25 protein-coding genes are annotated in these 24,448 nt (G+C 68.1%); 18 read left to right on the top strand and 7 right to left on the bottom strand.

Going from position 1 to position 24,448, the window contains the following annotated elements:
* Positions 1–130 precede the first annotated feature (130 nt).
* Genes BJF87_RS09140 through BJF87_RS09155 form a run of 4 tightly spaced genes read left to right on the top strand, consistent with a single transcriptional unit; the run spans position 131 to position 3,896 of the window.
* The gene (locus BJF87_RS09140; RefSeq protein ID WP_075862989.1) at positions 131–1,180 is read left to right on the top strand and encodes a thiamine-phosphate kinase; all 1,050 of its coding nucleotides are present in this window, start codon (positions 131–133) and stop codon (positions 1,178–1,180) included.
* Between the two features lie 58 nt (positions 1,181–1,238).
* On the top strand, positions 1,239–2,600 hold the full coding sequence (locus BJF87_RS09145) for a glutamine synthetase family protein (protein WP_075862990.1): 1,362 nt from the start codon (positions 1,239–1,241) through the stop codon (positions 2,598–2,600).
* A 50-nt stretch (positions 2,601–2,650) separates the two neighbouring features.
* Positions 2,651–3,172 (top strand): gamma carbonic anhydrase family protein, encoded by a 522-nt coding sequence (locus BJF87_RS09150; protein ID WP_006359362.1) that lies wholly within the window; start codon positions 2,651–2,653, stop codon positions 3,170–3,172.
* Positions 3,173–3,212: 40 nt separating this feature from the next.
* Positions 3,213–3,896: a uracil-DNA glycosylase gene (locus BJF87_RS09155; RefSeq protein ID WP_006359361.1), complete on the top strand. Its 684-nt coding sequence runs from the start codon at positions 3,213–3,215 to the stop codon at positions 3,894–3,896.
* Between the two features lie 101 nt (positions 3,897–3,997).
* Here BJF87_RS09155 and BJF87_RS09160 read toward each other — a convergent pair whose 3' ends face one another.
* Both BJF87_RS09160 and rpmB read right to left on the bottom strand, forming a co-directional pair.
* Positions 3,998–4,825: an enoyl-CoA hydratase/isomerase family protein gene (locus BJF87_RS09160; protein ID WP_035751264.1), complete on the bottom strand. Its 828-nt coding sequence runs from the start codon at positions 4,823–4,825 to the stop codon at positions 3,998–4,000.
* A gap of 117 nt (positions 4,826–4,942) precedes the next feature.
* Entirely contained in the window at positions 4,943–5,134 is a 192-nt protein-coding gene (gene rpmB, locus BJF87_RS09165; RefSeq protein ID WP_004023092.1) for a 50S ribosomal protein L28, read from the bottom strand.
* A gap of 277 nt (positions 5,135–5,411) precedes the next feature.
* Between rpmB and BJF87_RS09170 the strand changes: the two genes are divergently transcribed.
* From BJF87_RS09170 to BJF87_RS09180, 3 genes are read left to right on the top strand one after another with little or no spacing between them, the layout of a single operon-like run.
* Positions 5,412–7,061 carry a DAK2 domain-containing protein gene (locus tag BJF87_RS09170; RefSeq protein WP_075862973.1) on the top strand — a complete coding sequence of 550 codons (1,650 nt, stop codon included), beginning with the start codon at positions 5,412–5,414 and terminating at the stop codon, positions 7,059–7,061.
* Positions 7,058–9,313: an ATP-dependent DNA helicase RecG gene (gene recG, locus BJF87_RS09175; RefSeq protein WP_042376365.1), complete on the top strand. Its 2,256-nt coding sequence runs from the start codon at positions 7,058–7,060 to the stop codon at positions 9,311–9,313. Before BJF87_RS09170 ends, recG begins: the two co-directional genes overlap by 4 nt.
* A 56-nt stretch (positions 9,314–9,369) precedes the next feature.
* Positions 9,370–10,158, top strand: coding sequence for an HNH endonuclease family protein (locus tag BJF87_RS09180; RefSeq protein WP_035751268.1), 789 nt, complete (start codon positions 9,370–9,372; stop codon positions 10,156–10,158).
* Positions 10,159–10,164: 6 nt separating this feature from the next.
* Here the strand turns inward: BJF87_RS09180 and BJF87_RS09185 are convergent, their stop codons facing one another.
* From BJF87_RS09185 to BJF87_RS09200, 4 genes are all read right to left on the bottom strand, one after another.
* Entirely contained in the window at positions 10,165–10,335 is a 171-nt protein-coding gene (locus BJF87_RS09185) for a hypothetical protein (protein WP_230461813.1), read from the bottom strand.
* A gap of 56 nt (positions 10,336–10,391) precedes the next feature.
* Positions 10,392–10,997 carry a hypothetical protein gene (locus BJF87_RS09190; RefSeq protein ID WP_035751269.1) on the bottom strand — a complete coding sequence of 202 codons (606 nt, stop codon included), beginning with the start codon at positions 10,995–10,997 and terminating at the stop codon, positions 10,392–10,394.
* 46 nt (positions 10,998–11,043) lie between these two features.
* Positions 11,044–11,448: a DUF302 domain-containing protein gene (locus BJF87_RS09195; protein ID WP_006359353.1), complete on the bottom strand. Its 405-nt coding sequence runs from the start codon at positions 11,446–11,448 to the stop codon at positions 11,044–11,046.
* A 78-nt stretch (positions 11,449–11,526) separates the two neighbouring features.
* Complete coding sequence (locus tag BJF87_RS09200; RefSeq protein WP_006359352.1) at positions 11,527–13,689, bottom strand: MMPL family transporter; 2,163 nt, start codon at positions 13,687–13,689, stop codon at positions 11,527–11,529.
* A 179-nt stretch (positions 13,690–13,868) separates the two neighbouring features.
* Here BJF87_RS09200 and BJF87_RS09205 point away from each other — a divergent pair, with 179 nt between their 5' ends.
* On the top strand, positions 13,869–14,114 hold the full coding sequence (locus BJF87_RS09205) for a metal-sensitive transcriptional regulator (protein WP_035751379.1): 246 nt from the start codon (positions 13,869–13,871) through the stop codon (positions 14,112–14,114).
* Between the two features lie 119 nt (positions 14,115–14,233).
* Here BJF87_RS09205 and BJF87_RS09210 read toward each other — a convergent pair whose 3' ends face one another.
* Positions 14,234–14,470, bottom strand: coding sequence for a DUF2892 domain-containing protein (locus BJF87_RS09210; protein ID WP_035751273.1), 237 nt, complete (start codon positions 14,468–14,470; stop codon positions 14,234–14,236).
* 379 nt (positions 14,471–14,849) lie between these two features.
* Here BJF87_RS09210 and BJF87_RS09215 point away from each other — a divergent pair, with 379 nt between their 5' ends.
* From BJF87_RS09215 to BJF87_RS09260, 10 genes are all read left to right on the top strand, one after another.
* Complete coding sequence (locus tag BJF87_RS09215; protein WP_035751275.1) at positions 14,850–16,133, top strand: glutamate-5-semialdehyde dehydrogenase; 1,284 nt, start codon at positions 14,850–14,852, stop codon at positions 16,131–16,133.
* On the top strand, positions 16,133–17,056 hold the full coding sequence (locus BJF87_RS09220) for a MoxR family ATPase (protein WP_051405848.1): 924 nt from the start codon (positions 16,133–16,135) through the stop codon (positions 17,054–17,056). Before BJF87_RS09215 ends, BJF87_RS09220 begins: the two co-directional genes overlap by 1 nt.
* Positions 17,056–18,450, top strand: a complete 1,395-nt coding sequence (locus tag BJF87_RS09225; protein WP_035751279.1) for a VWA domain-containing protein — start codon at positions 17,056–17,058, stop codon at positions 18,448–18,450. The genes BJF87_RS09220 and BJF87_RS09225 overlap by 1 nt, the downstream gene beginning before the upstream one ends.
* Positions 18,451–18,480: 30 nt before the next feature.
* Positions 18,481–19,170: a nicotinate-nucleotide adenylyltransferase gene (nadD, locus tag BJF87_RS09230; RefSeq protein ID WP_035751281.1), complete on the top strand. Its 690-nt coding sequence runs from the start codon at positions 18,481–18,483 to the stop codon at positions 19,168–19,170.
* Between the two features lie 21 nt (positions 19,171–19,191).
* Complete coding sequence (gene rsfS, locus BJF87_RS09235) at positions 19,192–19,554, top strand: ribosome silencing factor (protein WP_035751282.1); 363 nt, start codon at positions 19,192–19,194, stop codon at positions 19,552–19,554.
* Positions 19,551–20,264: a histidine phosphatase family protein gene (locus BJF87_RS09240; RefSeq protein ID WP_006359344.1), complete on the top strand. Its 714-nt coding sequence runs from the start codon at positions 19,551–19,553 to the stop codon at positions 20,262–20,264. Before rsfS ends, BJF87_RS09240 begins: the two co-directional genes overlap by 4 nt.
* Positions 20,265–20,302: 38 nt before the next feature.
* On the top strand, positions 20,303–21,010 hold the full coding sequence (octT, locus tag BJF87_RS09245; protein WP_230461963.1) for a diglucosylglycerate octanoyltransferase: 708 nt from the start codon (positions 20,303–20,305) through the stop codon (positions 21,008–21,010).
* 59 nt (positions 21,011–21,069) lie between these two features.
* Positions 21,070–21,930, top strand: a complete 861-nt coding sequence (locus BJF87_RS09250) for a DegV family protein (protein ID WP_006359342.1) — start codon at positions 21,070–21,072, stop codon at positions 21,928–21,930.
* A 121-nt stretch (positions 21,931–22,051) separates the two neighbouring features.
* Positions 22,052–23,059 (top strand): ComEA family DNA-binding protein, encoded by a 1,008-nt coding sequence (locus BJF87_RS09255; RefSeq protein ID WP_075862974.1) that lies wholly within the window; start codon positions 22,052–22,054, stop codon positions 23,057–23,059.
* A 2-nt stretch (positions 23,060–23,061) separates the two neighbouring features.
* Positions 23,062–24,444, top strand: coding sequence for a ComEC/Rec2 family competence protein (locus BJF87_RS09260; RefSeq protein WP_075862975.1), 1,383 nt, complete (start codon positions 23,062–23,064; stop codon positions 24,442–24,444).
* The last annotated feature ends 4 nt before the right edge of the window (positions 24,445–24,448 follow it).

The following is a 24,448-nucleotide window of genomic DNA, read 5'->3' on the forward strand; positions in this document are numbered from 1 at the left end:
GACTCAAAGCGGACCCGACGAGAGTGAGACCCGACAAGTGACCCCCGAGGAAGTCGGTACCAACGGCCCCGACAACGTCGGTATGGACAGGTCCGACAGCGGTGGCTCAGACGGCCCCGACTCCGTCGGTATGGACAGGTCCGACTCCGTCGGTATCGACAGGTCCGACTCCGTCCGTATCGACAGGTCCGACTCCGTCGGGGAGATCGGCGAGCGGGCGGTGATCGCCGCACTCACCGCGGCAGCGACCGCGGCCGGGCCCGTTGACGACATCGTGATCGGCTCGGGCGACGACGCGGCCGTCCTCGACATCGGCGGGTCGGCGGTCATCAGCACCGACACGGTGGTCGAGGGACGGCATTTCCGGTTCGACTGGTCGACGCCGCAGCAGATCGGGGCGCGGGCGGTGGTCCAGAGTTCGGCCGACGTCGCCGCGATGGGTGGTCGGACGACAGGGCTGGTGGTGTCCATCGCCTGCCCGGCTGCGACTCGAGTGGGCGTCATCCTCGACCTCAACGACGGTGTCGTCGGCGCCGCACATGCGCTGGGCGCACGAGTTCTCGGCGGGGACCTGGTGGCGGCGGAGCAGGTGGTCGTGAGCGTCACCGCGGTCGGGGCGCTCGAAGGTCGACGGCCGGTGTCGTTGGGCGGTGCCCGTCCTGGCGACGTACTCGCCGTGAGCGGTCCCCTGGGTGCGAGCGCCGCCGGGCTCGCGGTGCTGTCGACGCCCGGCGTCGACGATGCGCAGTGGACGGAAGTGGTTGCTCTGCATCGTGTTCCGATGCCTGATCTGAGTCAGGGTCCCGTCGCGGCCGCTGCCGGAGCGCATGCGATGACCGACATCTCCGACGGTCTCGTCGAAGAACTGATCACCATGTCGCGGGCCGCGCAGGTGGCGATGGCCGTCGAGGTCGCCGCGGTGCCGCGACGACCCGATCTGGCCCGCCTGGCAACGGAACTCGGAGCGGAAGTGGACGAATGGGTTCTGACGGGTGGCGAGGATCACCACCTGCTCGCGGCCTTCGACGCCGCGTCCGTGCCCGACGGTTGGACCGTGATCGGGTCGGTCCGCGAGGCCACGTCGACGACCCCGGAGGTGTGGGTCGACGGCCGGCGCGTCGGCGGACCCGACGGACCGGACCTGCACGGGTGGCAGTCGTTCGCCGAGCCGCGCGGATGATGTGCCGAATCCGTACGGTTCCGCCACCGGAACCGCCGCGCTCCACGACACTGTGGACATGGACTCGCGATCCGATTCCGCCGGCGACTCATCGTCGTCGATCCTCCTCGCGACCGTCGTCAACCCGGCCGGACTGACGCTGGCGAAGACGGTCACCCCGGAACGCGTCCCGGTGTTCGCGTCGGTGGGGCTCGGCGCCAGTCCGTCGTGGCATGCCTTCGCGATCGACCAGACCGGAATCGCGTTCAGTGACGAGGTCGGGGTGGTGGGGGACCAGCGCATCCGGATCGATCTCGGCGCGCGGGTGGAGGTGGACCCGACGCTGAGCTGGGCGCCCGGCGAGTTCTTCGGCCTCGCCGGGGATCCGGTGCCGCAGTGCGCCCGTGGCACCCTGCGTCGCGTCGTCGCGGAACTGGCGGATGCCGGCCTGCACGCCATGGTCGGCCACGAACTCGAGTTCGTTCTCCTGGCTGCGGACGGATCGCCGCTGCCGTCCGCTCCGTGGACCCCGTATGGCGCGGTCGGGCTGCTGGAGTACGAGGAGTTCGTGCGGGACGTCCTCGTCTCGTGTCGTGCCGCGGGTATCACGGTCGAACAGCTGCATCCGGAGCATGCGCGTTGGCAGTTCGAGGTTTCTCTGGGGCCGGCGGACCCCATCACCGCCGCCGACCGGCTGGTACTCACGCGGCTCATCATCGGTCGCCTTGCCCGCAAACACGGTCTGCGCGCCGGCTTTTCCCCTAAACCCTTCGTCGACGAAGCCGGATGCGGTGCTCATCAACATGTCTCGTTACACCGTGGAGGTCGGCCCCTGTTCTCGGGCGGAACCGGCGTCGCCGGGATGACGCCAGACGGTGCCCACGCGGTCGCAGGCATAGTCGACGCGCTCCTCGAACTACAGGGTGTGCTGTGCGGATCGGTGGTGTCAGGCTTGCGCATGCTGCCCGGTCAGTGGGCCGGCGCGCACGTCTGTTGGGGCGTGGAGAACCGCGAAGCGGCGGTGCGCCTGGTCCGTGCGGACTCGGCAGACGCGAGTGCCGCTGATGCCCGGCGAGATACATCGGACGTCAGGGGACGGGGTGCCAACGTCGAGGTGAAGATCGCCGACCCGTCGGCGAACGTCTACTTCGCCACCGCCGCCATCCTGGGCGCGGCGGCGGCCGGAATCGAGCGGAAGGCCACCCTGCCGCCCGAGGTCGGCGTCGACCCGCGCACCCGTGCAGCCGGGGAACGAACACTGCTCTCCACCGATCAGAGCGAGGTTGTCGACCGGATGGACGTGTCGCCGCTGCTGCGCGGGATCCTGGGCGACCCGGCGGTCGATGCGCTCGTGGCGGTCCGCCGGTACGAGGTCACCCACATCCCCGATCACACCCCCGAAGCACTCACCGAACGGTTCCGGCTGGCCTGGAGCGTGTGACCGGCGCGGGCGGGCACGGACCGCTGTCCGTACGTGGCTAGAGTCTCCGTATGGCGATCTACGCACTCGACGACCGCGAGCCCGTTCTGGGCAACGACACCTATGTCCATCCCGATGCGGTGGTGATCGGAGCCGTCACTCTGGGTGACGGCGTCTCGGTATGGCCCGGCGCCGTCCTGCGCGGCGACTACGGCACCATCACCATCGGTGAGCGCAGCAACATCCAGGACGGCACGGTCATCCACTGCACCGTCTTCGAACCGACCGTGATCGGCGCCCGCTGCGTCGTCGGACACAACGCGCACATCGAGGGCGCGACCATCGGCGACGACTGCCTCATCGCCTCCGGCTCGGTGGTCCTCAACGGTTCGACGGTCGGCAACGGAGCGATCGTCGGAGCCGGCGCCGTCGTCCCGTTCAAATTCGACGTGCCGCCGCGCCGCATGGCGCTCGGCGTGCCCGCCCGCCTGCGCGAGAACTACGAGGTCCCCGACGGACACACTGACCTCAACAGCGACATGTACTTCCAGAACGCCCAGTACTACCGCAAGTCGCTGCGGCGACTCGACTGACACGAATGACCGCACCGATGGGACCGATGGGGAGACCGGAGTGACCGCACCGACCAAACCGCTCGCCGAGATCATCGACCCCGGCTGGGCCGAGGCCCTCGCCCCGGTCGAGCCGATCATCACCGAGATGGGCCAGTTCCTGCGCAACGAGATCGCCGAGGGACGCCGCTATCTGCCCGCCGGGCAACACATCCTGCGGGCGTTCACCCGGCCGATCGACGACGTGCGCGTGCTCATCGTCGGGCAGGACCCGTACCCGACTCCGGGACATGCTGTCGGACTGAGCTTCTCCGTGGCCCCCGACGTACGTCCGATCCCGCGGTCGCTGGCCAACATCTACACCGAGTACTGCTCGGATCTCGGATATCCGATGCCGAGCAACGGTGACCTCACCCCGTGGGCGGACAACGGAGTGTTGTTGCTGAACCGCGTCCTGACGGTCGCGCCGGGGGAGCCCGCGTCTCATCGCAAGAAGGGCTGGGAGACGGTCACCGAATGCGCGATCAAGGCACTCGTCGACCGCGACGAACCGCTCGTCGCGATCCTGTGGGGCAAGGACGCCGCCTCGCTGCAGGAGTGGTTGCCGGACGTCCCGACCATCGTCTCCGCACACCCGTCACCGCTGTCCGCATCGCGCGGCTTCTTCGGGTCGCGCCCGTTCAGCCGGGCCAACGAAGAACTCGCCGACCTCGGCGCCGACCCGGTGGACTGGCGACTGCCCTGATCTGGGCTCCCCGAGGTGCGAGGAGCGATAGCGGTGAGCGTCGACGGGCCTGGTGAGAGCGACTTACCAGGCCCGTCGAGGCTCGCTTGCAGCGATGAGAGTCAGCGACTCTTGCCGAACTCCGGCGCGCGCTTGCCCACGAACGCGTCGACCCCTTCGATGCCTTCGGCCAGCCCCGACCGCTCGGAGATGGAGCGACCCTCGAGGGCGAGCTGCTCGATGAGCGAGTTCTCCGACGAGACCGAGAGCAGGTGCTTGGTGCCGGAGTCGGCGGAGCGCGGCCCGGCGGCGATCTTCTCGGCGTTGGCGCGCGCCACGGCCTCGACGTCCTCGTCGGCGACGACCTCGGAGAAGATGCCCCAGTTCAGCGCGTCGTCGGCGGAAAGAACCCGGTCGGTGAGGATGATCTGGCGGGCCCGGGCCGCGCCGACCGCACGGGGGAGGGTCCAGGTGAGTCCGCCGTCGGGGGTGAGGCCGATGCCGCGGTACGCGGGACGCAGCTTGGACGAGGTGCCGCCGATCGCGACGTCGGCGTGCAGGACCAGCGACATGCCGGCTCCGGCCGACCAGCCCTTCGCGGCGGCGACGACCGGGATATCGGCCTCGTACAGGGCCGTCACGAAGGCATGGAAGTTGTCGGCGATCAGGCGCAGGTAGGTGGGGCGATCGTCGGCGGCGGCGAAAGCGCGCACGTTGCCGCCTGCACAGAAGTTCTTGCCCGGACCGACGAGCAGCACCGCGCCCACGTCACGACGGCCACGTGCCACCTCGCGCAGCGCCTGGGTGCCGGCGGCGATCCCGCCGTCGTCGAGGGAGTTGCCCGCGCCGGCAGCCGACACCGCGATCGTCAGGACGCCGTCGGCCTCGCTGACGAGTGTGGGGGCGTCGGGCCGAGTGATTTCCGTGGCAGGGGATTGTGTGGAGGTCATGCGCGAAACATTATCCCGCCCACACCAAAGACCCGACGCCGGGGAGCTTGCGCTCGGTGGCATCGGGTCTTGTGCTCTCGGAACCCCAAGTCACCCGCGTGGCGGGTGACGCGGAGGTCAGACAGCTGCGGTCTTGCCGGCCTTCAGGCAGGAGGTGCAGACGTTCTTACGCTTGCGGTTGCCCGGGGCGACCTCGACGCGAACAGACTGGATGTTCGGGTTCCAGCGGCGGTTGGTACGGCGGTGCGAGTGAGACACCGACTTGCCGAAGCCCGGGCCCTTGCCGCAAATGTCGCAGACGGCAGCCATCGTCGAACTCCCTTGATAGATGAATATGGTCTGGTGGTCAGCCTCTCGGATCGGCACCACCGGAAGGTGTGCGCGTGGACCGAAAGGCAACCCTGCAAGGATAACCAGCTCGGGTGGGCGTGACCAAATCCGGGTCGGACCGCCTCGCCTCGTGGTGCGGAGGTCCCCGGACCGTCGGGGACGCCGAGTAACCTGACACACATCCTTCCGGCAGGTCCCGTCGGCCCGCGACCCAGCCCCGTCGTATGCCCACGTCAGAGCGAGAAAGAGTCACCGCGTGATCGCCCGTACAATCAACCCGCAGCTGCTGCGCGACTGGGCCCGTGTCTGTGTCGACCAGCTCGAGGAGTTCCGCGGTGAGATCAACGACCTCAACGTCTTCCCGATCCCGGATTCGGACACCGGCAGCAACATGCTCTTCACCATGCGTGCTGCCGCGGAGGCTGCCGATGCGACATCGGATGAGGCGTCGTTGCCGCAGGTCGCGCGCGCGATGGCCGACGGAGCGGTGGCGCAGGCCCGCGGAAACTCGGGCATCATCCTGTCGCAGGTCCTCGTCGGCCTGGCCGACGGTGCGGAGATCCTCGGCGACACCGACTCCTTGACCTTCGGTGATCTGGCGTCGCTCGGCCTACGGCTGGGATCACTGGCCGCGACCCGTGCGGTCAGCGAACCCCGCGAGGGCACGGTGCTCACACTGGTGCGGGTGGCCGCCGAGTCGGCCGCGGCGCATGAGAAGGAGACCGCCGCCGACATCGTCCGGGCCATCGCCGACGACTGTGCCGAGGCGCTCGAACGCACACCGGAGCAGTTGTCGGTACTCGCCTCCGCCGGTGTCGTCGACGCCGGCGGTCGCGGCTTCCTGGTGATCGCCGACGCGATGGTCCGGGTGATCACCGGCGTGGCCCACCGCCGGCGCCGCTACCGGGGCATCCTCACCGACAGCGCGACCCTCGGACACGGCGTCGACGACTCGTGCGTGGAGAGCAGCGACCAGGACTTCGAGGTCATGTATCTGCTCGACGGCGCGGCCGGTGACCAGATCGCCGGACTCCGCGAACGGCTGAACGAACTCGGCGACGCCGTGGTCATCGTCGGCGACAGTTCGAGCGGCGAGGGCGAGCGCTTCTCCGTTCACGTCCACACCTGCGAACCCGGTGCCGCGGTGGAGGCCGGCGCGGGACTGGGGCGACTGTCGGATGTTCGCATCAGCTGTTTCGCGCTGGATGCCATTCGCGCACAAGTCGATTCGAACGAGCCCCCGCCCCGGCACAAGCGTGCGGTGGTCGCGGTCACATCCGGTGAGGGTGCCGCCGACCTCTTCGCCGAGGCCGGGGCGACCGTACTCCGTGCCGACGACGGGCTGACCGCACGCGCGTTGGGGCAGGCGATCCGCGACACCGACAGTGCGCATGTCGTCGTGATGGCCAACGGCGCGTTGAGCTCTCAGGATCTGGTCACTGTCACCACCGAGGTGCGTTCGACGCAGCGGTCGGTGCTGATGCTCCCGACGTCGTCGATGACCCAGTGTCTGGCCGCGCTCGCGGTGCACGACCCGAGCGAGATCCCGGATGTCGACGCCTATGCGATGGCCGAGGCCGCCGCCGGTGCGCGGTGGGGGTCGCTGCAACTCGCGACCACCAAGATGATGACGCTGGCCGGGATGTCGGACGTCGGCGATGTACTCGGACTGATCGGCGACGACGTCCTGGTGGTGGCGCCCGATCAGACCTCCGCGGGCACCGCGCTCATCGACCTGATGCTCGCGACCGGCGGTGAACTGGTGACGGTGCTCGCCGGAACCGACGTCGACGAGGACGCGCTCGAGGCCGTCGGCGAGCAGATGCGCCGCAGTCACCCCGGTATCGAGCTCGCGATCTACCGGACCGGGCAGCGCAGCGATCTGCTGCAGGTGGGTGTCGAGTGAACGAACTCGCTCTGGCGGATTCGCTGTCCGACGTCCTCGGGTCCAAGCCGGCCGAGAAGCTCGCAGGACTCGGCGTGACAACGGTCGGGGAACTGCTGCGCTACACACCCCGTCGGTACATCCGGCGTGGTCTCGTGGCCGACCATCAGCGACCCGAGCCGGGGGAGTGGCTCACCATCGTCGGCCGGATCACCAAGTCCGACCTGATCCAGATGAAGAGTCGTCGCGGCCAGTTCCTCAAGGTCAAGGTCACCGACGACAACGAGGTCTACGAGGCGAGCTTCTTCAACCCGAAGTTCATCCGCCACCAGCTGCGCCCCGGGGCCCGGGTCATGATGGCCGGCACGGTCAAGTACTTCCGCGAGCAGATCCAGCTGTCGCATCCGGAGTGGATGATCCTGCCCGACGGTGATCCCGAGATCGAGGACCACGTCGTCGGCTCCAAGATGCTGACCGAGATGTACGCCGTCGAGGAGGAGATCGCCCGGGAAGAGGGTGCTCATCCGCTCGTTGCGATGTTCGACCGCGAGATCCTGCCGATGTACCCGGCGACCAAAGAGGTTCAGACCTGGGACATCCTGGGTGCGGTGCGCCGGGTTCTGGACCATTGCGCGCCGATCCCCGACGCGTTGACCGATGCGCAGCGTCGTGAGCGCGGGCTCGTCTCGACCGACGAGGCGATCCGCAAGATCCATCTGCCCGACTCCGAGGACGACGTGAAGGTCGCCTCGCATCGACTCAAATTCGATGAGGCGCTGGCGATCCAGACGGTGCTCGCACAACGACGCCTCGCGGGTCGCAGCGATTCGGCGCCGCCGTGCCCGCATGTGCCCGGCGGTCTCGAGGACAAGCTGCGCGAACGTCTTCCGTTCACGCTCACCGAGGGTCAGGTTGCGGTGGGAGAAGAACTCGCCGAGGATCTCGCGCTCGCGGAACCGATGTCGCGGTTGCTGCAGGGCGAGGTGGGTTCCGGTAAAACCCTCGTCTCGCTGCTCGCGATGCTGAGGGTCGTCGACAACGGATACCAGTGCGCGATCCTCGCACCCACCGAAGTGCTTGCCGCGCAGCATCACCGGACGATGAAGAAGATGCTCGGTGACCTCGCCGACGGAGGCGAGCTGACCGCGGCCGAGGGGGCGACCCGCATCGCCCTGCTGACCGGGTCGATGAAGACCAAGGGGCGACGCGAGACACTGCTCGACGTGGTGACCGGTACCGCGGGCATCGTCATCGGTACCCATGCCCTGCTCGAGGAGAAGGTCGAGTTCTTCGACCTCGGCCTCGTCGTGATCGACGAACAGCACCGGTTCGGCGTCGAACAGCGTGATGTGTTGCGCAACAAGGGGCGTGATGGTCGAATCCCGCACTTCCTGGTGATGACCGCGACGCCGATCCCGCGCACCGTCGCGATGACCGCCTTCGGCGACCTCGAGACGTCTGTCCTGCGTGAGCTTCCCCGCGGACGTCAGCCCATCTCGACGTCGGTGGTGCCGATGGGCCGGCAGAACTGGGTCGACCGGGTGTGGTCGCGTGCCAACGAGGAGATCGATGCCGGCCGCCAGGTCTATGTCGTCTGCTCGCGCATCGGCGACGACGACTCACCAGAACCCGAACCCGGCCCCGACGGCGAGAAGGGGCCGAAGACCACGTCGGTGGTCGAGCAGTACGAGGCCCTGGTGGCCGGTCCGTTCGCGCATCGTCGGGTGGAGATGCTGCACGGCCGTCTGGCGCCGGAGGAGAAGGCGGCGATCATGGACGCGTTCGGCCGCGGCGAGGTCGATGTCCTGGTGTCCACCACCGTCATCGAGGTCGGTGTGGACGTGCCCAACGCGACCACGATGGTCATCGTGGACGCTGAGCGGTTCGGTGTAAGTCAGCTCCATCAGCTGCGGGGCCGCGTCGGTCGTGGGCAGCATGCGGGGCTATGTCTGCTGATGACCAACAGCAACGAGATCTCCCAGTCGATGCAGCGCCTGCGCGCGGTCGCCGGGTCGAACGACGGCTTCGAACTCGCCCGCGTCGACCTCGAGCAACGTCGCGAAGGTGACCTGCTCGGTTCGTTGCAGTCCGGTGTCAACACCTCGCTGCGGTTCCTGTCGCTTCTCGAGGACGTCGAGGTGATCGAAGACGCGCGCGGACTCGCGGAGGACGTCGTGAGCGAGGACATCACGCTGTTGCATCACCGGCCACTGGCCGATCTCGTCGACGGGATTCTGGTTCCGCAGAAAATCGCGTATCTCGACAAGTCCTGACCGGCGGTCGCTACCCGCTTGTGGAACCGTGCGGGACCGCATTACGTCAAAGTCCCATGGTCCTTCACGAGGCGACGTTCCGTTCGCCGACGCTGCGGCGGTTGCGTATGCGTCTGCGGTGGATCGGCCGGAACGGTTCGGCATCCGGGTCGTGGTCGGCGAGGCAGTGGTGGTTGCTGGTCTTCGCGGTGGTCACGGCGATCGTGGTCGCGGTGGGGTCGGGTGGCTTCGGTCCGCGCCCCGACACCGACCCGCGGGTGCGGGCCACGGCGCGAGAAGCACTGGCGCGCTTGGCGTCCATCCCCGTGTACGCGCAGCGTCCGGACCGCGACGACTACGACCGGAGGGCGTTCGGCTCGGCGTGGACGGATGCGGTGGCCGTGGCCGGCGGTGGCAACGGATGCGACACCCGCAACGACATCCTGGCCCGCGATCTGCAGGACATCCGGGCCGGACCGGTCCCGAGTTGCCCGAGAGCGGTTGTCGCCGGGGAGTTCCGGAGTCCGTACAGCGGCGAGTTCGTTGTGTTCCGTCGTGACCGTGGGGCGTCGACCGTGCAGATCGATCACATCGTGCCGCTGGCCTACGCCTGGGACATGGGCGCGTGGTCGTGGGAATTCGGCCGACGACTCGAGTTCGCGAACGATCCGGCCAACCTGGTCGCCGTCGACGGGGCGTCGAATCAGGACAAGAGTGACTCGGAACCGGCGCGCTGGATGCCGCCGGCGCGCGGGTTCTGGTGTCAGTACGCGATCCAGTTCGTGACCGTCAGCGTGACATACGGTTTGACGATCGACGTGGAGTCACGGGAGGTGCTCGCCGACGCGCTCCGTTGCGCCGGTTGACGTGATTCAGGCGGTTTCGCCACCGGATGCGTTGTGCAGCAGATTCAATCCCACGACGCCGACCAGGATGAGTAAGATGCACCCGAGACGGGCGAGTCCGGCGGGTTCGCGGAGGAACAGCTTGCCGTAGAGGGCGGTTCGGCACGTCCGACACTCCTCACCAACCCGGCTCCACACTCGTTCGTCACCCTAAGTGCGGCCGGGCCGGTCCGCTGGCCGAGCGCTCGACCAGGTCAGGCCGAGAACGTCGGTCGCCCACCCGTGGGACGCTTGAGCTGCGAGAACGCTGAGGTGGCACCGATTGTGGTAATCGCGGAGTAGAGCGCCTGCGCCTCGTCGCCGGTAGGGATGTCGGAGAGCACCGGGCCGAAGAAGTGAGTGCCGTTGATGCCGGTGATGGGGCTGCCGCCGGTCTCTCCCAGTGCTTCCTGGCTCCGCTGGTGCGCTGTTCCCAGTGTGTCGTCCCACGAGTCGTCGTCCATGGCGTCGGCCAATTCGGGAGGGAGCCCGGCCTCGGCGAGGATCTCGGCGACCACAGCGGGGGTCATCTCATCACCGGCGTGGTGGATGCGGCGGCCCATCGCTGTGTAGAGCGGCTCAACCGAATCGGCGCCGTTCTTCGCGATGGCGGCCATGAAGACCCGGCCGAGACGGCGCGAGGTGTCCCATTGCCGGCGCTGCTGGTCCGACGCGGGCTCCCGATCCTCGTTCAGGACGGCCAGGCTCATCACGTGCCAGGCGACGGTGTCATCGTGTCTCTCGGCCTGGTCGGTGAGCCATCGCGATGCGGCCCATGCGAAGGGGCACACGGGATCGAAGTAGAAGTCGAAGCGGGTCATGACAACTCCTGTCGTGTCAGGGGATTCTTTTCCGGGGTCGTCGGGGTCAGGACTGATCCGACAGGGCGTCGATCGCGGCCTGCAGCTTCGTGGCGGCGTCGCGCGCGACGGACTCGAGGTCGGGCTCTCCCGAGACCTGAACCATCAGAGCCGGATTCATCGCCTCCACGAGTGTCGTGCCGGGGTGGTCCGGGTCCGACCGGACGACGACATTGCACGGCAACAACAATCCGATCTGACGTTGGACCCCGAGTGCTCGGTGGGCCAGAGGCGGATTGCAGGCGCCCAGGATCAGGTACGGCTCCATGTCCTCGTCGAGCTTCTTCTTCAGGGTGGCCTGGACATCGATCTCGGTGAGGACGCCGAAACCCTGGTCGGCGAGCGCGGCGCGCGTGCGTTCGACCGCTTCGTCGAAGGGGACGCTCATCGTGGTGCTGAGTGCGAGTGACATTGTCTTCCTTTCATATCGGCCCCGTCCCGGGCCACACGGGTTGTCATCCGTTGGCCCGGGACGGAACCGGTTCGGGGGTCAGTGCGCGAAGCTGATCTTCGGGAGGACGCGACGCAACCAGGCGGGTGACCACCATGCGGCGCGGCCCGTGATCCGCAGCATTGCCGGAAGCAGGGTGAGGCGGATCAGAACGGCATCCAGCAGGACGGCGACACCGAGGATGATGCCCATCTCCTTCGGGGGGAGAGGTTCGGCCAGGGCGAAGGTGAAGAACACCGCCACCATGACCGCTGCCGCGGCGAAGATGATCCGGCCGGAATGGGCCATCCCGTCGACCTGGGCACTTGTTGCGCTGTCGGACCGCTCGAAGTGTTCCTTCGTGGTGGCGAGCAGGAAGACCGTGTAGTCCATCGCGATCGCGAAGATCATCGCGAAGAAGAACACCGGTCCCCACCCGTCGAGGAAGCCCTGGGGTGTGAAGCCCAACAGGTCCGCGAGGTGGCCGTCCTGGAAGATGAGCTTTGCCACGCCGAAGGCAGCTGCCGTCGACAACAGGCTGACCACGGTGCCGATCAGGGCGATCAGCGGTGCCTGCAGCGAGACCAGGAGCAACACGAAGCCCAGGATGAGGATGACGGCGACGACCAGCGGGAAGTAGTCGTTCAGGGCCTGCTGGAGGTCGAGGTTCTCGGTGGGTGCGCCACCGACCAGTGCATCGCTCGGCAGGGCGCCGCGCAGGTCGTCGACGATCGTGCCCATCTGCTCATCGGACGGGTCGACTGACGGAAGTGCCTGCATGAGAACGTAATCGGAGCCGTCAGCGGCGGGCATCGGAGGGGTCACCATCTCGATCCCCGGCGACTTGGAGGCGATCGCGGCGGTCTGCTGCGCCTCGCCGGCGGGTGCGACGATCTGCAGCATGCCGGGTGCGCCCTCGCCCATCTGTGACTGGACGAGTTCGTAGCCCTGACGCACCGGCGCGTCCTCGGGGACGACGGTGATCGACGGCATCGCGACCTTCAGGCCGAACACCGGGATCGACAGCGCGATGAGAACAGCGAGGGAGCCGGCGGCCACCGTCCAGGGGTGACGGTGCAGGAAGAGTCCCCAGCGGGCGAACACGGGTGAACGGTGTTGCTGGCGGCGGGCATACGGCAACGACACCGCATTGACCCGGGGACCCAGCTTGCCCAGTGCGGCGGGCAGCAAGGTCAGGGTGGCGGCCAGGACGAAGACGACGGCGAGCATGATGCCCACGGCCATCGTGCGCACCGCGGGTGCGGGAACCAGCAGCACCGCCGACAGGCTCACCAGGACGGTGATGCCGGAGAGCAACACCGCTTTTCCTGCGGTGTCCATGGTTTCGGCGACCGCGGCACGCATGTCGTCGGCGTGGCCGCGGATCGCATCGCGGAAGCGCGACACGATGAACAGTGCGTAGTCGATGCCCAGGGCCAGGGCGAACATCATGGCGAAGTTGATGGCCCACACGGAGATCGGGGTGACCTGGTTGAGGAGGACCAGTCCGCCCGCGGATGCGACGAGTCCGGCGATGGTCAGCAGCAGAGGGAGTCCGGCAGCGACGAGCGATCCGAAGGCGAGCACCATGATGGTCAGGGTGACGGGCCAGGAGAACAGTTCGGCCTTGATCATCGCGTCGTGATTGGCCTTGTTGAAGTCACTCCACAACGCCGACGCGCCGGTCGGATAGACCTCGACGCCGTTGCCGGACAGACCGGTCAGCTCGTCTTTGTGTTCGTCGACCGCCCGCACCATGTCGTCGGTGTTGGCGGCAGCGCCGATGAGGACGATGCCGGTGTGACCGTCGGGGCTGATGGACATCCCCGGCTGTGGTGGCACGACCTGGGCGAATCGGTCATCGGTCGCCGCGAGTTCGGTGATCTGTCCGACGACGGCCTGGACCGTGGGGCTCTCGACGCGGTCACGGTCGGAGTGGACGACCACCTGGACCGCCGCCGAGGAGTTTCCGCCGAAGTGTTGCTGGGCCAGCTCGCGGACCTGGACGGACTCGGACCCGTTGGCCTGCCATCCGGCGCCGGCGAGGGAGGAGAACACCGAGGGTGCCGCCGCTCCCAGGACCACCAGGAGCAGGACCCAGACGCCGAAAACCCAACGGGCGCGACCCGCCATCGTCGCGCCCCAGCGTCCGAGGAGCCCGGCTGTGGGACCCGAGGTATCAGGTGCTGCTTCGTCTTCGGACAAGGCCGAATTCGACGACATGAGAATCCTTTCGTTTTATACCCCTAGGGGTATCCAATCTGGCGTCGAACATACCCCTGGGGGTATCCTTGGGTCAAGGGGCCGATATCGATCGGTTGCGGAAACGGCGGAATGCCGAGACAGGAGAGGTCGGAGTGACCAGTGATGTGAGGGTCCGTGCGGCCGTCGACGACGAGGCTATGGGTGCTGTCCTGAATCGGCTTCGACGCGCTCAGGGCCAGCTTGCGGGCGTGATCGCCATGATCGAGGCGGGTCGGGACTGCACGGACGTGGTCACGCAGCTCGCAGCGGTGTCACGAGCTCTGGATCGTGCCGGCTTCAAGATCGTGGCGTCCGGGATGCGGCAGTGCGTCGAGGCTGTGGACGGTGAGCGGGCCCCGCTGTCGGAGGCGGAGCTGGAGAAGTTGTTCCTCGCCCTGGCATGAGGGGCGGGCCCGGACGCCCGCCGGGTGACGGTTACGGGAACGGAAGAGGGGGGCCGAGGAATCGGCCCTCCCTCTTCGATGATCGTCGGATGGGTGTTCGCGGGTCGGGTGCTGGGCCCTCAGCGTGGACATGAGGCGCGCGGGAGTCCGGCCTTCGCCATGAGCAGGCTGGCCGGGCACCACCCGACCGCGCTGTAGAGCAGCAGATTTGCGGCCACGAAGAGGGTGAGCACGGTCCACCACGGGGACACCGTCAGCACGAGGATGACGCTGACCGTCACCATCACGCCCGCAAGCGCGGGCACCATCCGCTCCACGGTCAATCGGGGCTGGTGGGTCTCGGTTGTGGGGGTCATGGGTTCTTCTTTCTGTTCCGGGGTCGTCTGACTGTCAAGGGACGATAACTCTGACCAATATACCCCCTGGGGTATAGTTACGGCGAGTGCAGACGAAAGGACTCTCAGAACATGTGTCAACCGGTGACCTGTCGAACGTGTGGCAAGACCACCTGGTCGGGCTGTGGTCGTCATGTCGACGCCCTCAAGCGCCGCGTCCCCGACTCCCAGTGGTGCGACGGGCACGCGAAAGAGTCGTCCCGACGCTCGAAGTGGTGGTCCCGCGCCTGACCGGACCGGATCTCTTTGGGGACGTGCGCGGCCCGGCGCTACTCTTGAGAACGGCATATCTCCCGCGACGACCTCGTCGCGGCGACCACCCGCGAAGTCGAGGAAGTTGATGAGCGCACCCACCGCAGAGCCCTCCGTCGCAACAGGCGAGTCCGACACCGAGAAGGTCGTCCTCGGACTCGCCAGAGCTGCGAAATCGGCATCCCGCTCGCTGGGTGGACTGACGACAGCGGACAAGAACGACATCCTGCTCGCGGCAGCCGACGCCATCGAGGCCGCCACGGAGACGATTCTCGCGGCCAACGCCGAGGACATCAAGCGCGCCGAGGAGGCGGACACCGAGGCGAGCCTGCTCGATCGTCTCCGTCTCGATGCAGCCCGGGTCGTCGGCATCGCCAACGGTCTGCGGCAGGTCTCGGTCCTGCCCGACCCCATCGGTGAGGTCGTCGCCGGCAAGACCCTGCCCAACGGACTCCAGCTCCGACAGCTCCGGGTTCCCCTCGGTGTCGTCGGCATCGTCTACGAGGCGCGTCCCAACGTCACGGTCGACGCGTTCGGCATCGCCTTCAAGTCGGGCAACGCGGTGCTGCTCCGCGGATCGTCGTCGGCTCGGTCGTCGAACGCCGAACTCGTCCGCATCCTGCGGGAGACCCTGTCCTCCAAGGGAGTCAGCGCCGACGCGGTGTCGTTGCTGCCCAGCGAAGATCGCTCGAGCGTCACCGCACTCATCCGCGCCCGCGGGCTCGTCGACGTCGTGATCCCGCGTGGCGGTGCCGGACTCATCGAGGCCGTCGTCTCCAACGCGACCGTCCCGACCATCGAGACCGGCGTCGGCAACTGCCACGTCTACGTGCACGCGCTCGCCGACCTCGACGTCGCCGTCCGCGTCATCCTCAACTCCAAGACGCGCCGGCCGAGTGTCTGCAACACCGCCGAGACCGTCCTCGTCGACAAGGCCGTCGCCGCCGACGCGCTGCCCCGGATCACCCAGGTGTTGCAGTCCCAGGGCGTCGTCATCCACGGCGACGAACCCGGCATGGAACCGGCCACCGAGGACGACTGGTACAAGGAGTACCTGTCGATGGACATCGCGCTGAAGGTCGTCGACGATCTCGACGCCGCGGTCTCGCACATCGACACCTACGGCACCGGGCACACCGAGGCGATCATCACCACCGACCTCGCGGCCGCGGACGAGTTCACCCGCCGCGTCGACGCCGCCGCCGTCATGGTCAACGCCTCCACCGCCTTCACCGACGGCGAGCAGTTCGGGTTCGGCGCCGAGATCGGCATCTCCACCCAGAAGCTGCACGCCCGCGGCCCGATGGGCCTGCCCGAACTGACCTCCACCAAGTGGCTGGTCTGGGGCAACGGCCACGTTCGGCCGGCCTGATGACGACCCCCGCCGAGTACACCGCCTCCGGACCGCAGGTCGTCCCGTCGTTCACGTCGGTCGACGACGTCGTCTCGAAGCTGCGTGAGACCGGCTACCTCGCCGACGACGCCACCGCGACGTCGACCTTCCTCGCCGACCGGCTCGGCAAGCCGCTGCTGGTCGAGGGGCCCGCCGGTGTCGGCAAGACCGAACTGGCCAAGTCGATCGCCGCGGCCACGGACGCCGAACTCGTCCGCCTGCAGTGCTACGAGGGCATCGACGAGGCGCGGGCGCTCTACGAGTGGAACCACGCCAAGCAGATCCTGCACATCCAGGCCACCGGCAACCGCGCCTGGGAAGAGGCGAAGACCGACATCTTCTCCGACGAGTTCCTGCTGCCGCGTCCGCTGCTGAAGGCGATCTCGCGCGAGGGCCCGACCGTGCTGCTGATCGACGAGGTCGACAAGGCCGACGTCGACATGGAAGGTCTGCTCCTCGAGGTCCTCAGCGACTTCGCGATCACCATCCCCGAGATGGGAACGGTTGCCGCGCAGCGTCGCCCGATCGTGTTGCTCACCTCGAATGCCACCCGTGAACTGTCCGAGGCGCTCAAGCGTCGTTGTCTGTACCTCTACATCGACTTTCCCGACGCCGAGCGGGAGAAGGAGATCCTCGCATCGCGGGTACCGAATCTGTCGGCGTCGCTGAGCGCGGAGCTGGTGCGCATCGTCGGCGTGCTGCGGACGCTGGACATCCGCAAGAAGCCGTCGGTGGCCGAGACGATCGACTGGGCCAACACCTTGCTCGCACTCGGTGCGGGTGAGCAGGCCGACACCAAGCGCGGCGGCCTCGACGACGGCCTCATCGCGCGCACGCTCGGTGTGGTGCTCAAGCACCGGCCCGATCTGAAGACGGCTCTCAAAGAACTCAAGCTGGGCTGATGACGACTCCGCTCGTCGCGCACCTCACCGACTTCGTCGACGAGCTGCGCCGTCGCGGGATCGTCGTCGGGCCGTCGGCCCTGATCGACGCGGCGAGCGCGATGGAGGTCCTCGACCTGTTGGAGCGCTCCCGCCTCCGCGAGGGTCTGGCGACGACGCTGCTCGTCGACAATTCGCATCGCGGGGTCTTCGACCGCGTCTTCGATCTGTGGTTCCCGGTGGGCGCGGGGATGCGCACCATCACCGAGGACCTGCCGCGCGACGAGGACGGCAACCTCGACGTCGAGGCGGTACGGGACGCGCTCGCGGAGATGCTGGCCGACGACTCGGCGGCCGGTGACGGTCGACTCGAGCAGGCGATTGCGATGATCGTCGACGAGCTGGGACGCTATGGCTCGACGAAGGGTGAGGCCTTCTCGGCTTACCAAGCGATCTCCGCGGTGAGCCCGCAGACGCTGATCGCCAAGATCGCCGCGGCGATGGCCGGGGACGGCGAGGGCGACGCGGGCCGGCCGGGCACGGAGCCGCTGTACCGGCAGGCCGCCCGGCAGAAGGCCGCCGATCTGCGGGCCGCGATCGAACGCGAGACGCAGCGTCGGATGGCCGACCGCAACGGCCGTGACAAGGTCGGCGCGTACGCGGTGCCGCCGCTGCCGGAGAACGTCAACTTCCTGTCCGCGGGCGCCAAGGAGCAGGTGGAGATCCGCAAGACCATCGAGCCGCTGGCCCGGCTGCTCGCGGCGAAGCTCGAGACGCGACGACGCCGGGCCCATCGCGGTGCGGTGGACGTGCGCAAGACCCTGCGTGCGTCGATGTCCACCGGCGGTGTCCCGATCGAACTCAGTCACCGCAAGCCGCGTCCCGGCCGCCCGGAGCTGATCATCATCTGCGACGTGTCGGGGTCGGTCGCCGGGTTCAGCCAGTTCACCCTGCGACTGGTGTACGCACTCCGGCAACAGTTCTCGAAGGTGCGGGTGTTCGCGTTCGTCGACACCGTCGACGAGGTGACCGAGTTCTTCGACCACGGCGAAGAGGACTTCGGTGCGGCGATGCACCACATGATCTCGACCGCACGGATCTCGACGCGCGACGGGCATTCGGATTACGGGAACATGCTCGCCGGCTTCGTGGGCGACTATGCGGAGACGCTGACGCATCGGGGAGCGCTGCTGGTCCTCGGCGACGGCCGTAACAACTATCACGATGCGCACGTCGATGCGCTCGCCGAACTCGTCGAACGTGCCCGTCACGCCTACTGGTTGAATCCCGAGGCGAAGGAGCATTGGGGGACCGGTGACTCGGCCGCCACCGATTACGCGGAGGTCATCGACATGTTCGAATGCCGCAATGCGACGCAGCTCGGCACGGTCATCGCCGACCTGCTGCCGATCTGAGCGCGGCGTCACCGCGTAGACTGACCGTCCATGTCAACCGACCGCCATCGTGCGCGCCGCATCGGCGTGATGGGTGGCACGTTCGACCCGATCCACAACGGGCACCTGGTGGCGGCGAGCGAGGTCGCTCATCGCTTCGAACTGGATGAGGTGATCTTCGTCCCGACCGGGCGCCCGTGGCAGAAGCTGGGCGAGCACACGACGGTGAGTCCGCCCGAGGACCGGTACCTGATGACGGTCATCGCGACGGCGTCGAATCCGCAGTTCAGCGTGAGTCGCGTTGACATCGACCGGGACGGCGACACCTACACCGTCGACACGTTGCGCGATCTGCGGAAGCAACTGCCGGACGCGCAGCTGTACTTCATCACCGGCGCCGATGCGCTGGAGTCGATCCTGTCCTGGCAGGATTGGGAGGAATTGTTCGACCTCGCTCGCTTCGTGGGCGTGAGCCGGCCCGGCTACGAGCTCGACGCCACCCATCTGGCCCAGCATCTCGCGCAGATGCCGGACGACACGCTGCACCTGCTGGAGATCCCGGCGCTGGCGATCTCGTCGACCGAATGCCGCACACGTGCGGCGCAGGGTCGTCCGGTCTGGTACCTGGTGCCCGACGGCGTCGTGCAGTACATCGCGAAGAGGAAGCTGTATCGTGCGCCTCGGGCGTCGTCGCCCGGGGTGTCCGCGCCGGGAGCGGAGCGAGCGGGTGTCGAGCCCTGAGGGAATTTCGAGAGGACTTGTGTGACTGCGTCAGCTGAAGCGTTGGAGATGGCCAAGGTGGCTGCTCTGGCGGCCGCGGAGAAGCTCGCCCATGAGGTGACGGTGATCGATGTGTCGGAACAGTTGGTGATCACCGACGCCTTCGTCATCGCGTCGGCGGACAACGAGCGACAGGTCAATTCGATCGTCGACGAGGTCGAGGAGAAGTTGCGCGAGGCCGGGCACAAGCCGCTGCGTCGCGAGGGCACCCGTGAGGGGCGTTGGGCGCTGCTCGATTACGCCGAGATCGTCGTGCACATCCAGCACACCGACGAGCGCCGCTTCTACGCGCTGGAGAGTCTGTGGAAGGACTGCCCGGTCGTCGAGGTCGAAGGACTTACGTGAGCGGGGGTCCCGACACCCACGACACTTCGGTCGAGCGTCTGACCCCGGTCGTCCGGCGGCTGATCCTGTTGCGCCACGGGCAGACCGAGTACAACGCGGGCAGCCGTATGCAGGGCCAGCTCGACACCGACCTCTCCGAGCTGGGTGTGCGGCAGGCGAATTCGGCCGCGAACGAACTGGCGAAGCGGCAACCGCTGGTGATCTGGTCGTCGGACCTGAAGCGTGCCCGCGACACCGCGGAGGCTCTCGCACAGCGGACCGGCCTTCCGGTGACAACCGATGTGCGCCTTCGTGAGACGCATCTCGGCGAGTGGCAGGGTCTGACGCATCTCGACGTCGACGAGGTCATGCCGGGCGCACGGGCGGTGTGGCGCGACGACGCGACCTGGACGCCGCCGGGTGGCGAGAGCCGCGTCGACGTGGCGAGGCGCTCCACTCCGCTGGTCGACGAGCTGATCGAGCAGTTGCCGGACTGGGGTGTCGGCGACAATCCCGAGGCGCCGGTGGTGCTGGTGGCCCATGGTGGGGTCATCGCGGCGATGACCGCGGCGCTCCTCGGTCTGCCGGTGGACAACTGGCCGGTCTTCGGTGGTCTCGCGAACACCAGCTGGGTGCAGCTGTCGGGCCATGGTGTGCCCGGCGACCTTCCGCGGTGGCGGCTCGACGTGTGGAACGCGTCGGCCGAGGACTCGGACCCCGCCGTTCAGTGACCGACGTGAACGGCGGCGCCCCCTCGGGAGAGCGCTGCATGATGGTCCTGTCCGATTCGCTGGCCTACTACGGTCCGGTCGGCGGGCTGCCCGCGAACGATCCGCGGATCTGGCCGTCACTCGTCGGCGCCGACGTGGACCTGCCGGTGAAGCTGTTCGGCCGGATCGGCTGGACGAGCCGCGACGTCTGGTGGGCGCTGACCCAGGACCCGAACATCTGGGCCACCGTGCCGCACACCGATGTCGTCGTGCTGGCGTTCGGCGGCATGGACACGTTGCCCTCGCCGCTGCCGACCGCGCTGCGCGAGCAGATTCGCTACGTGCGACCGAATCGGCTGCGGCAGTTGGTGCGTGACGCGTACTCGTGGGTGCAACCCCGTGGCGCGCGTCTGGGGTGGCCGCTGGCGTTGCCGCCGAAGGTGACCGTCGAATATCTCGAGAAGATCCATGAGGCCCTCTCACAGCTCCGTCCGGATCTGCCGATCGTCGTGTGCCTCCCGCCGACGCACAGCAGCCCGTATTACGGCCATGTCCACACGGGCCGAATTCCGACGACGGCGGCGATGGCGCGGTGGGCGGAGCAGCACGGGTTGCCCTGCGTCGACTTCTATCCGGTGACGCGGGACGCCTTCGAGGATCCGGCGGCGGCGATGAACCCGGACGGCATCCACTGGGGCTTCTCCTGCCATCGTCAGATCGCCGATCTGGTGACGCCCGTGGTCGAGAAGAGTCGGGCGAACACGTAGTCGACGGACGTCGCGACTCCCATGTGAGGTCCGACCGGTGAACCGGCTAACGTAGACGGGTGCCTGTCGTCGTCGTCACAGATTCGTCGTCTCGGTTACCGGAGTCGGTCACCGAGCACTACGGGATCCGGCAGGTCCCGCTACATGTCACGATCGAGGACAAGGACTACCGCGAGGGCGTCGACTACATCCCGGAGGATGTGGTGTCGACACCGGGCGTGACCACCTCGGGTGCCAATCCGAGTGAACTGACGGAGTACTTCGAGTCGGCACTCGAAGCGAGCGAAGGTGCCGGCGTGGTGGCGGTGCACATGTCGCGAAAGCTGTCCGGCACGTGGAGCTCGGCGCGGCTGGCAGCCGAGAAGTTCTCCGGGCAGGTCCGCATCGTCGACTCCCGATCCGTCGGTCTCGCAGTGGGTTTCACCGCCATCGGGGCGGCGCAGGCGGCCGCGAACGGCGCCGACCGGGATCGCGTGTACGAGTCCGCGATCCGGCAGGCCGCGACCGTCGACTCGCTGCTGTGCGTCCAGCAGCTCGACAACCTGCGCCAGAGCGGCCGGATCTCCGCCGCCGGCAGGCTCTTCGGTTCGGCACTGTCGATCAAGCCGATCCTGCACATGGTCGACGGCACGCTCCAGCTCAAGGAACGTCACCGCACCTTCTCCAAGGCGCTCGACAAGATGGTCGACGCGGCGGTCGAATCCGCAGGAGGACGCGCGGTCACGGTCGGCGTCCAGCACTGCGAGACCCCGGACGTCGCGGCGGAAGTCCTCGCCACGCTGCGCAACCGTCTACGGATGGTGACCTCCGAGCTGACCGTCGACCTCGGACCGATCCTCGGCTCCCATGTGGGTCCCGGATCGGTCGGTATCGTCATCGCCTCGCACCTCGACCCGATCGAAGGGCTCGAGGAGAGCTGAGCGCGGTCCGGTCGGGACCTGAATCGGGAATCGGTGCACAGTCTGGTTGCTGTCCACAGATCTCTCGGCTGCGCGCCGGGCCACGTCGATTCGGCACTGAACCGCCCTAGCGTGTGGCGCCATGAGCGCATCAGGACGGCGGAATCCGCTGGACCGTCTGGGACCGGTCGTCGAGCCGCCGGCTCGTCGGGATCTGTCTCCGGCCGCTGCCGAATCCGACCCGCCGCCCGGTGTCGGTGACCCGGGCGCGGCTGTCGCAGTCGAGGAGCCCGCGCATCCCGGTTGGGGGATCGGCGGGATGCCGACGTGGCTGGATGCGCCGCCGTCGCCGTCGCCGTCGCCACCGCGGCGTGGTCGGGTCGGGCGATTCGACGACGTGCTCGACCCGGACGCCGACTCTCCGGGCGGGGACTGGGACGAGGACGACGACCCTGTTGCACGCCGACGCTTTGCCGTGGCACCGCCCGCGGCGATCGCGCTGATCGCGGTCGGGGTGATCGCCTGCGTCGTGGCGGGATTCGGACTGTTCCGCGGAACGGATACGACGCCGGTGGTGGACTTCGGTGCACCCGGACCGTCGTCGACGTCAGAGGTGTCGGCGCCGACTGCCGCGCAACCGAGTACGACGCCGGCGCAGTTGGTCGTGAGTGTCGTCGGCCTCGTGAACAAACCCGGACTGGTTCGTCTGGCTCCCGGAGCACGGGTCGCGGAGGCGATCGAACAGGCCGGTGGCGCCCGTAAGGGTGCGGATCTGTTGTCGCTGAATCTTGCTCAGGTCCTGCGCGATGGCGATCAGGTCCTCGTGGGCTACGCCGGTGGTGAGGGGCAGATGTCGATGCGCAGTGCGGTGGTCGGTGCGGAAGGTGCTGCGCCGGCGCCCGGTCCCTCGGCGGGCCCGGGCAGTCCGCCACCGGCGTCGTCGGCGGCGGAGGCCGGCGGTCGGGTCAACCTGAACACGGCGACCGAGACCGAACTGGATGCGCTGCCCGGGGTCGGGCCGGTGACGGCGAAGGCGATCCTCGACTGGCGAGAACGCAACGGCCGCTTCATGTCTGTGGGTCAGCTCGCCGAGGTGGACGGGATCGGTCCGGCGCGGCTGGCCAGACTTCGTGACCTCGTGACGGTCTGAGGATGGACTTTCGGCTGCTGGTGCCGGCGGTGGTGGTGTGGTCGGTGACGGCGTGCGGTCTGATGGCCCCCGTTGGTGTCGGCGTCGGCATGGCGATCGTCGCGTCACTGGTGGCCGTCGTCGGTGTGGTCGGTTCCCGCCGGTTCGGCTGGGAGTTGGTGGGGCTCGTCGTCGTGGGAGCCGGTCTGGCCGCCGCTTGTGCGGCATCGCTCGCGCTCCGGCAGGAGGCGCGCGCCGACCACCCGCTGGCACACGTGTCGGGCAAGGCGACGGCGGTCATGACCCTGCGCAGCGATCCGACCCCGATCGGACCGGCGAGGCAGGGGCGGATTCGCGTACGCGTAGGCGTCGAACAGATTGGCGGTCAGCGGGTTACGTCCGCGCCCGCGGACCTGCGTGCCGCGGCGCGGGCATGGTCGGGGTTGCTGCCCGGCCAACGGGTTGTCGCGGTCGTGAAGGTACGGCCACCGCCGAGCCGAACGCTCCTCGTCGCATCGCTGACCGCCTCGACTCCGAAGCTGATCGGCGGCCCGCCCGCGTATCAGCGAGTCGCCGGATCGATCCGGCAACGCCTGCAGCTGGTGGCCACCCGCGGCCTCGATCCGGAGGCCGCGGGTCTGCTGCCGGGTCTGGTGCTCGGCGACGAGAGTGGCGTGCACGAGGATCTGCGCGACGACTTCCGCGCCGCCGGACTGAGCCATCTCACGGCGGTGTCCGGGGCGAACTTCGCGATCGTCTGCGGCGCTGCGCTTCTCATCGTCCGGAGCATCGGGGTGCCACCGCGTGCCGCGGCGGTCGTCGGGCTGGTGGTGATCCTCGGATTCGTGATGCTCGTCCGACCCACGCCGAGCGTGTTGCGGGCAGCGCTGATGGGTGCGGTCGGGGTGCTGGCGCTGTTCGCGTCGCGTCGGTCGCAGTCGATGCCGGCTCTCGGGGCCGCGGTGATCGGTGGTCTCCTGTGGTGGCCGGAACTCGCTCTGCAACCAGGCTTCGCGCTGTCGGTGGCGGCCACCTGCGCCATCGTGCTGTGGGCACCGCGGCTGCGGGATCGGTTGCGGGGGTGGCGGTGTCCACCGGGGTTGGCGGAGGTGATCGCAATGGCGGTCACCGCGCAAGTCGTCACCGCTCCGATCGTCGTGCTGGTCACCGGTCAGCTGTCGGTGGTCGGGATCGTCGCCAATCTGCTCGTCGCGCCCGTCGTCGCGGTCATCAGTGTGGTCGGTACCGTTGCTGCCCTCGTGGGTGCGATCGGTCCACCGGATGGGGTCGGCGCGGGGATCGCGGAACTGTTGGTCCGTGCGCTGGGGCCGGAACTGTGGTGGATGATCTGGTGCGCGCACACCCTCGGCGGTCCGGGGTGGGCCAGTGTCGAGGTGTTCGGGTGAGGAG

The sequence above is a fragment of the Gordonia sp. CNJ-863 genome, from assembly GCF_001942325.1.
GTDB classification, from domain to species: Bacteria; Actinomycetota; Actinomycetes; order Mycobacteriales; family Mycobacteriaceae; genus Gordonia; species Gordonia alkanivorans.

What these genes read in the sequence shown, in the direction of transcription:
- BJF87_RS09140 (WP_075862989.1), top strand. Translation starts at nt 131, where the DNA reads ATGGACAGGTCCGACTCCGTCGGTATCGACAGGTCCGACTCCGTCCGT.
- BJF87_RS09145 (WP_075862990.1), top strand. Translation starts at nt 1,239, where the DNA reads ATGGACTCGCGATCCGATTCCGCCGGCGACTCATCGTCGTCGATCCTC.
- BJF87_RS09150 (WP_006359362.1), top strand. Translation starts at nt 2,651, where the DNA reads ATGGCGATCTACGCACTCGACGACCGCGAGCCCGTTCTGGGCAACGAC.
- BJF87_RS09160 (WP_035751264.1), bottom strand. Translation starts at nt 4,825, where the DNA reads ATGACCTCCACACAATCCCCTGCCACGGAAATCACTCGGCCCGACGCC.
- rpmB (WP_004023092.1), bottom strand. Translation starts at nt 5,134, where the DNA reads ATGGCTGCCGTCTGCGACATTTGCGGCAAGGGCCCGGGCTTCGGCAAG.
- BJF87_RS09180 (WP_035751268.1), top strand. Translation starts at nt 9,370, where the DNA reads ATGGTCCTTCACGAGGCGACGTTCCGTTCGCCGACGCTGCGGCGGTTG.
- BJF87_RS09190 (WP_035751269.1), bottom strand. Translation starts at nt 10,997, where the DNA reads ATGACCCGCTTCGACTTCTACTTCGATCCCGTGTGCCCCTTCGCATGG.
- BJF87_RS09195 (WP_006359353.1), bottom strand. Translation starts at nt 11,448, where the DNA reads ATGTCACTCGCACTCAGCACCACGATGAGCGTCCCCTTCGACGAAGCG.
- BJF87_RS09200 (WP_006359352.1), bottom strand. Translation starts at nt 13,689, where the DNA reads ATGTCGTCGAATTCGGCCTTGTCCGAAGACGAAGCAGCACCTGATACC.
- BJF87_RS09205 (WP_035751379.1), top strand. Translation starts at nt 13,869, where the DNA reads ATGGGTGCTGTCCTGAATCGGCTTCGACGCGCTCAGGGCCAGCTTGCG.
- BJF87_RS09210 (WP_035751273.1), bottom strand. Translation starts at nt 14,470, where the DNA reads ATGACCCCCACAACCGAGACCCACCAGCCCCGATTGACCGTGGAGCGG.
- BJF87_RS09215 (WP_035751275.1), top strand. Translation starts at nt 14,850, where the DNA reads ATGAGCGCACCCACCGCAGAGCCCTCCGTCGCAACAGGCGAGTCCGAC.
- BJF87_RS09220 (WP_051405848.1), top strand. Translation starts at nt 16,133, where the DNA reads ATGACGACCCCCGCCGAGTACACCGCCTCCGGACCGCAGGTCGTCCCG.
- BJF87_RS09225 (WP_035751279.1), top strand. Translation starts at nt 17,056, where the DNA reads ATGACGACTCCGCTCGTCGCGCACCTCACCGACTTCGTCGACGAGCTG.
- nadD (WP_035751281.1), top strand. Translation starts at nt 18,481, where the DNA reads ATGTCAACCGACCGCCATCGTGCGCGCCGCATCGGCGTGATGGGTGGC.
- octT (WP_230461963.1), top strand. Translation starts at nt 20,303, where the DNA reads ATGATGGTCCTGTCCGATTCGCTGGCCTACTACGGTCCGGTCGGCGGG.
- BJF87_RS09255 (WP_075862974.1), top strand. Translation starts at nt 22,052, where the DNA reads ATGAGCGCATCAGGACGGCGGAATCCGCTGGACCGTCTGGGACCGGTC.
- BJF87_RS09260 (WP_075862975.1), top strand. Translation starts at nt 23,062, where the DNA reads ATGGACTTTCGGCTGCTGGTGCCGGCGGTGGTGGTGTGGTCGGTGACG.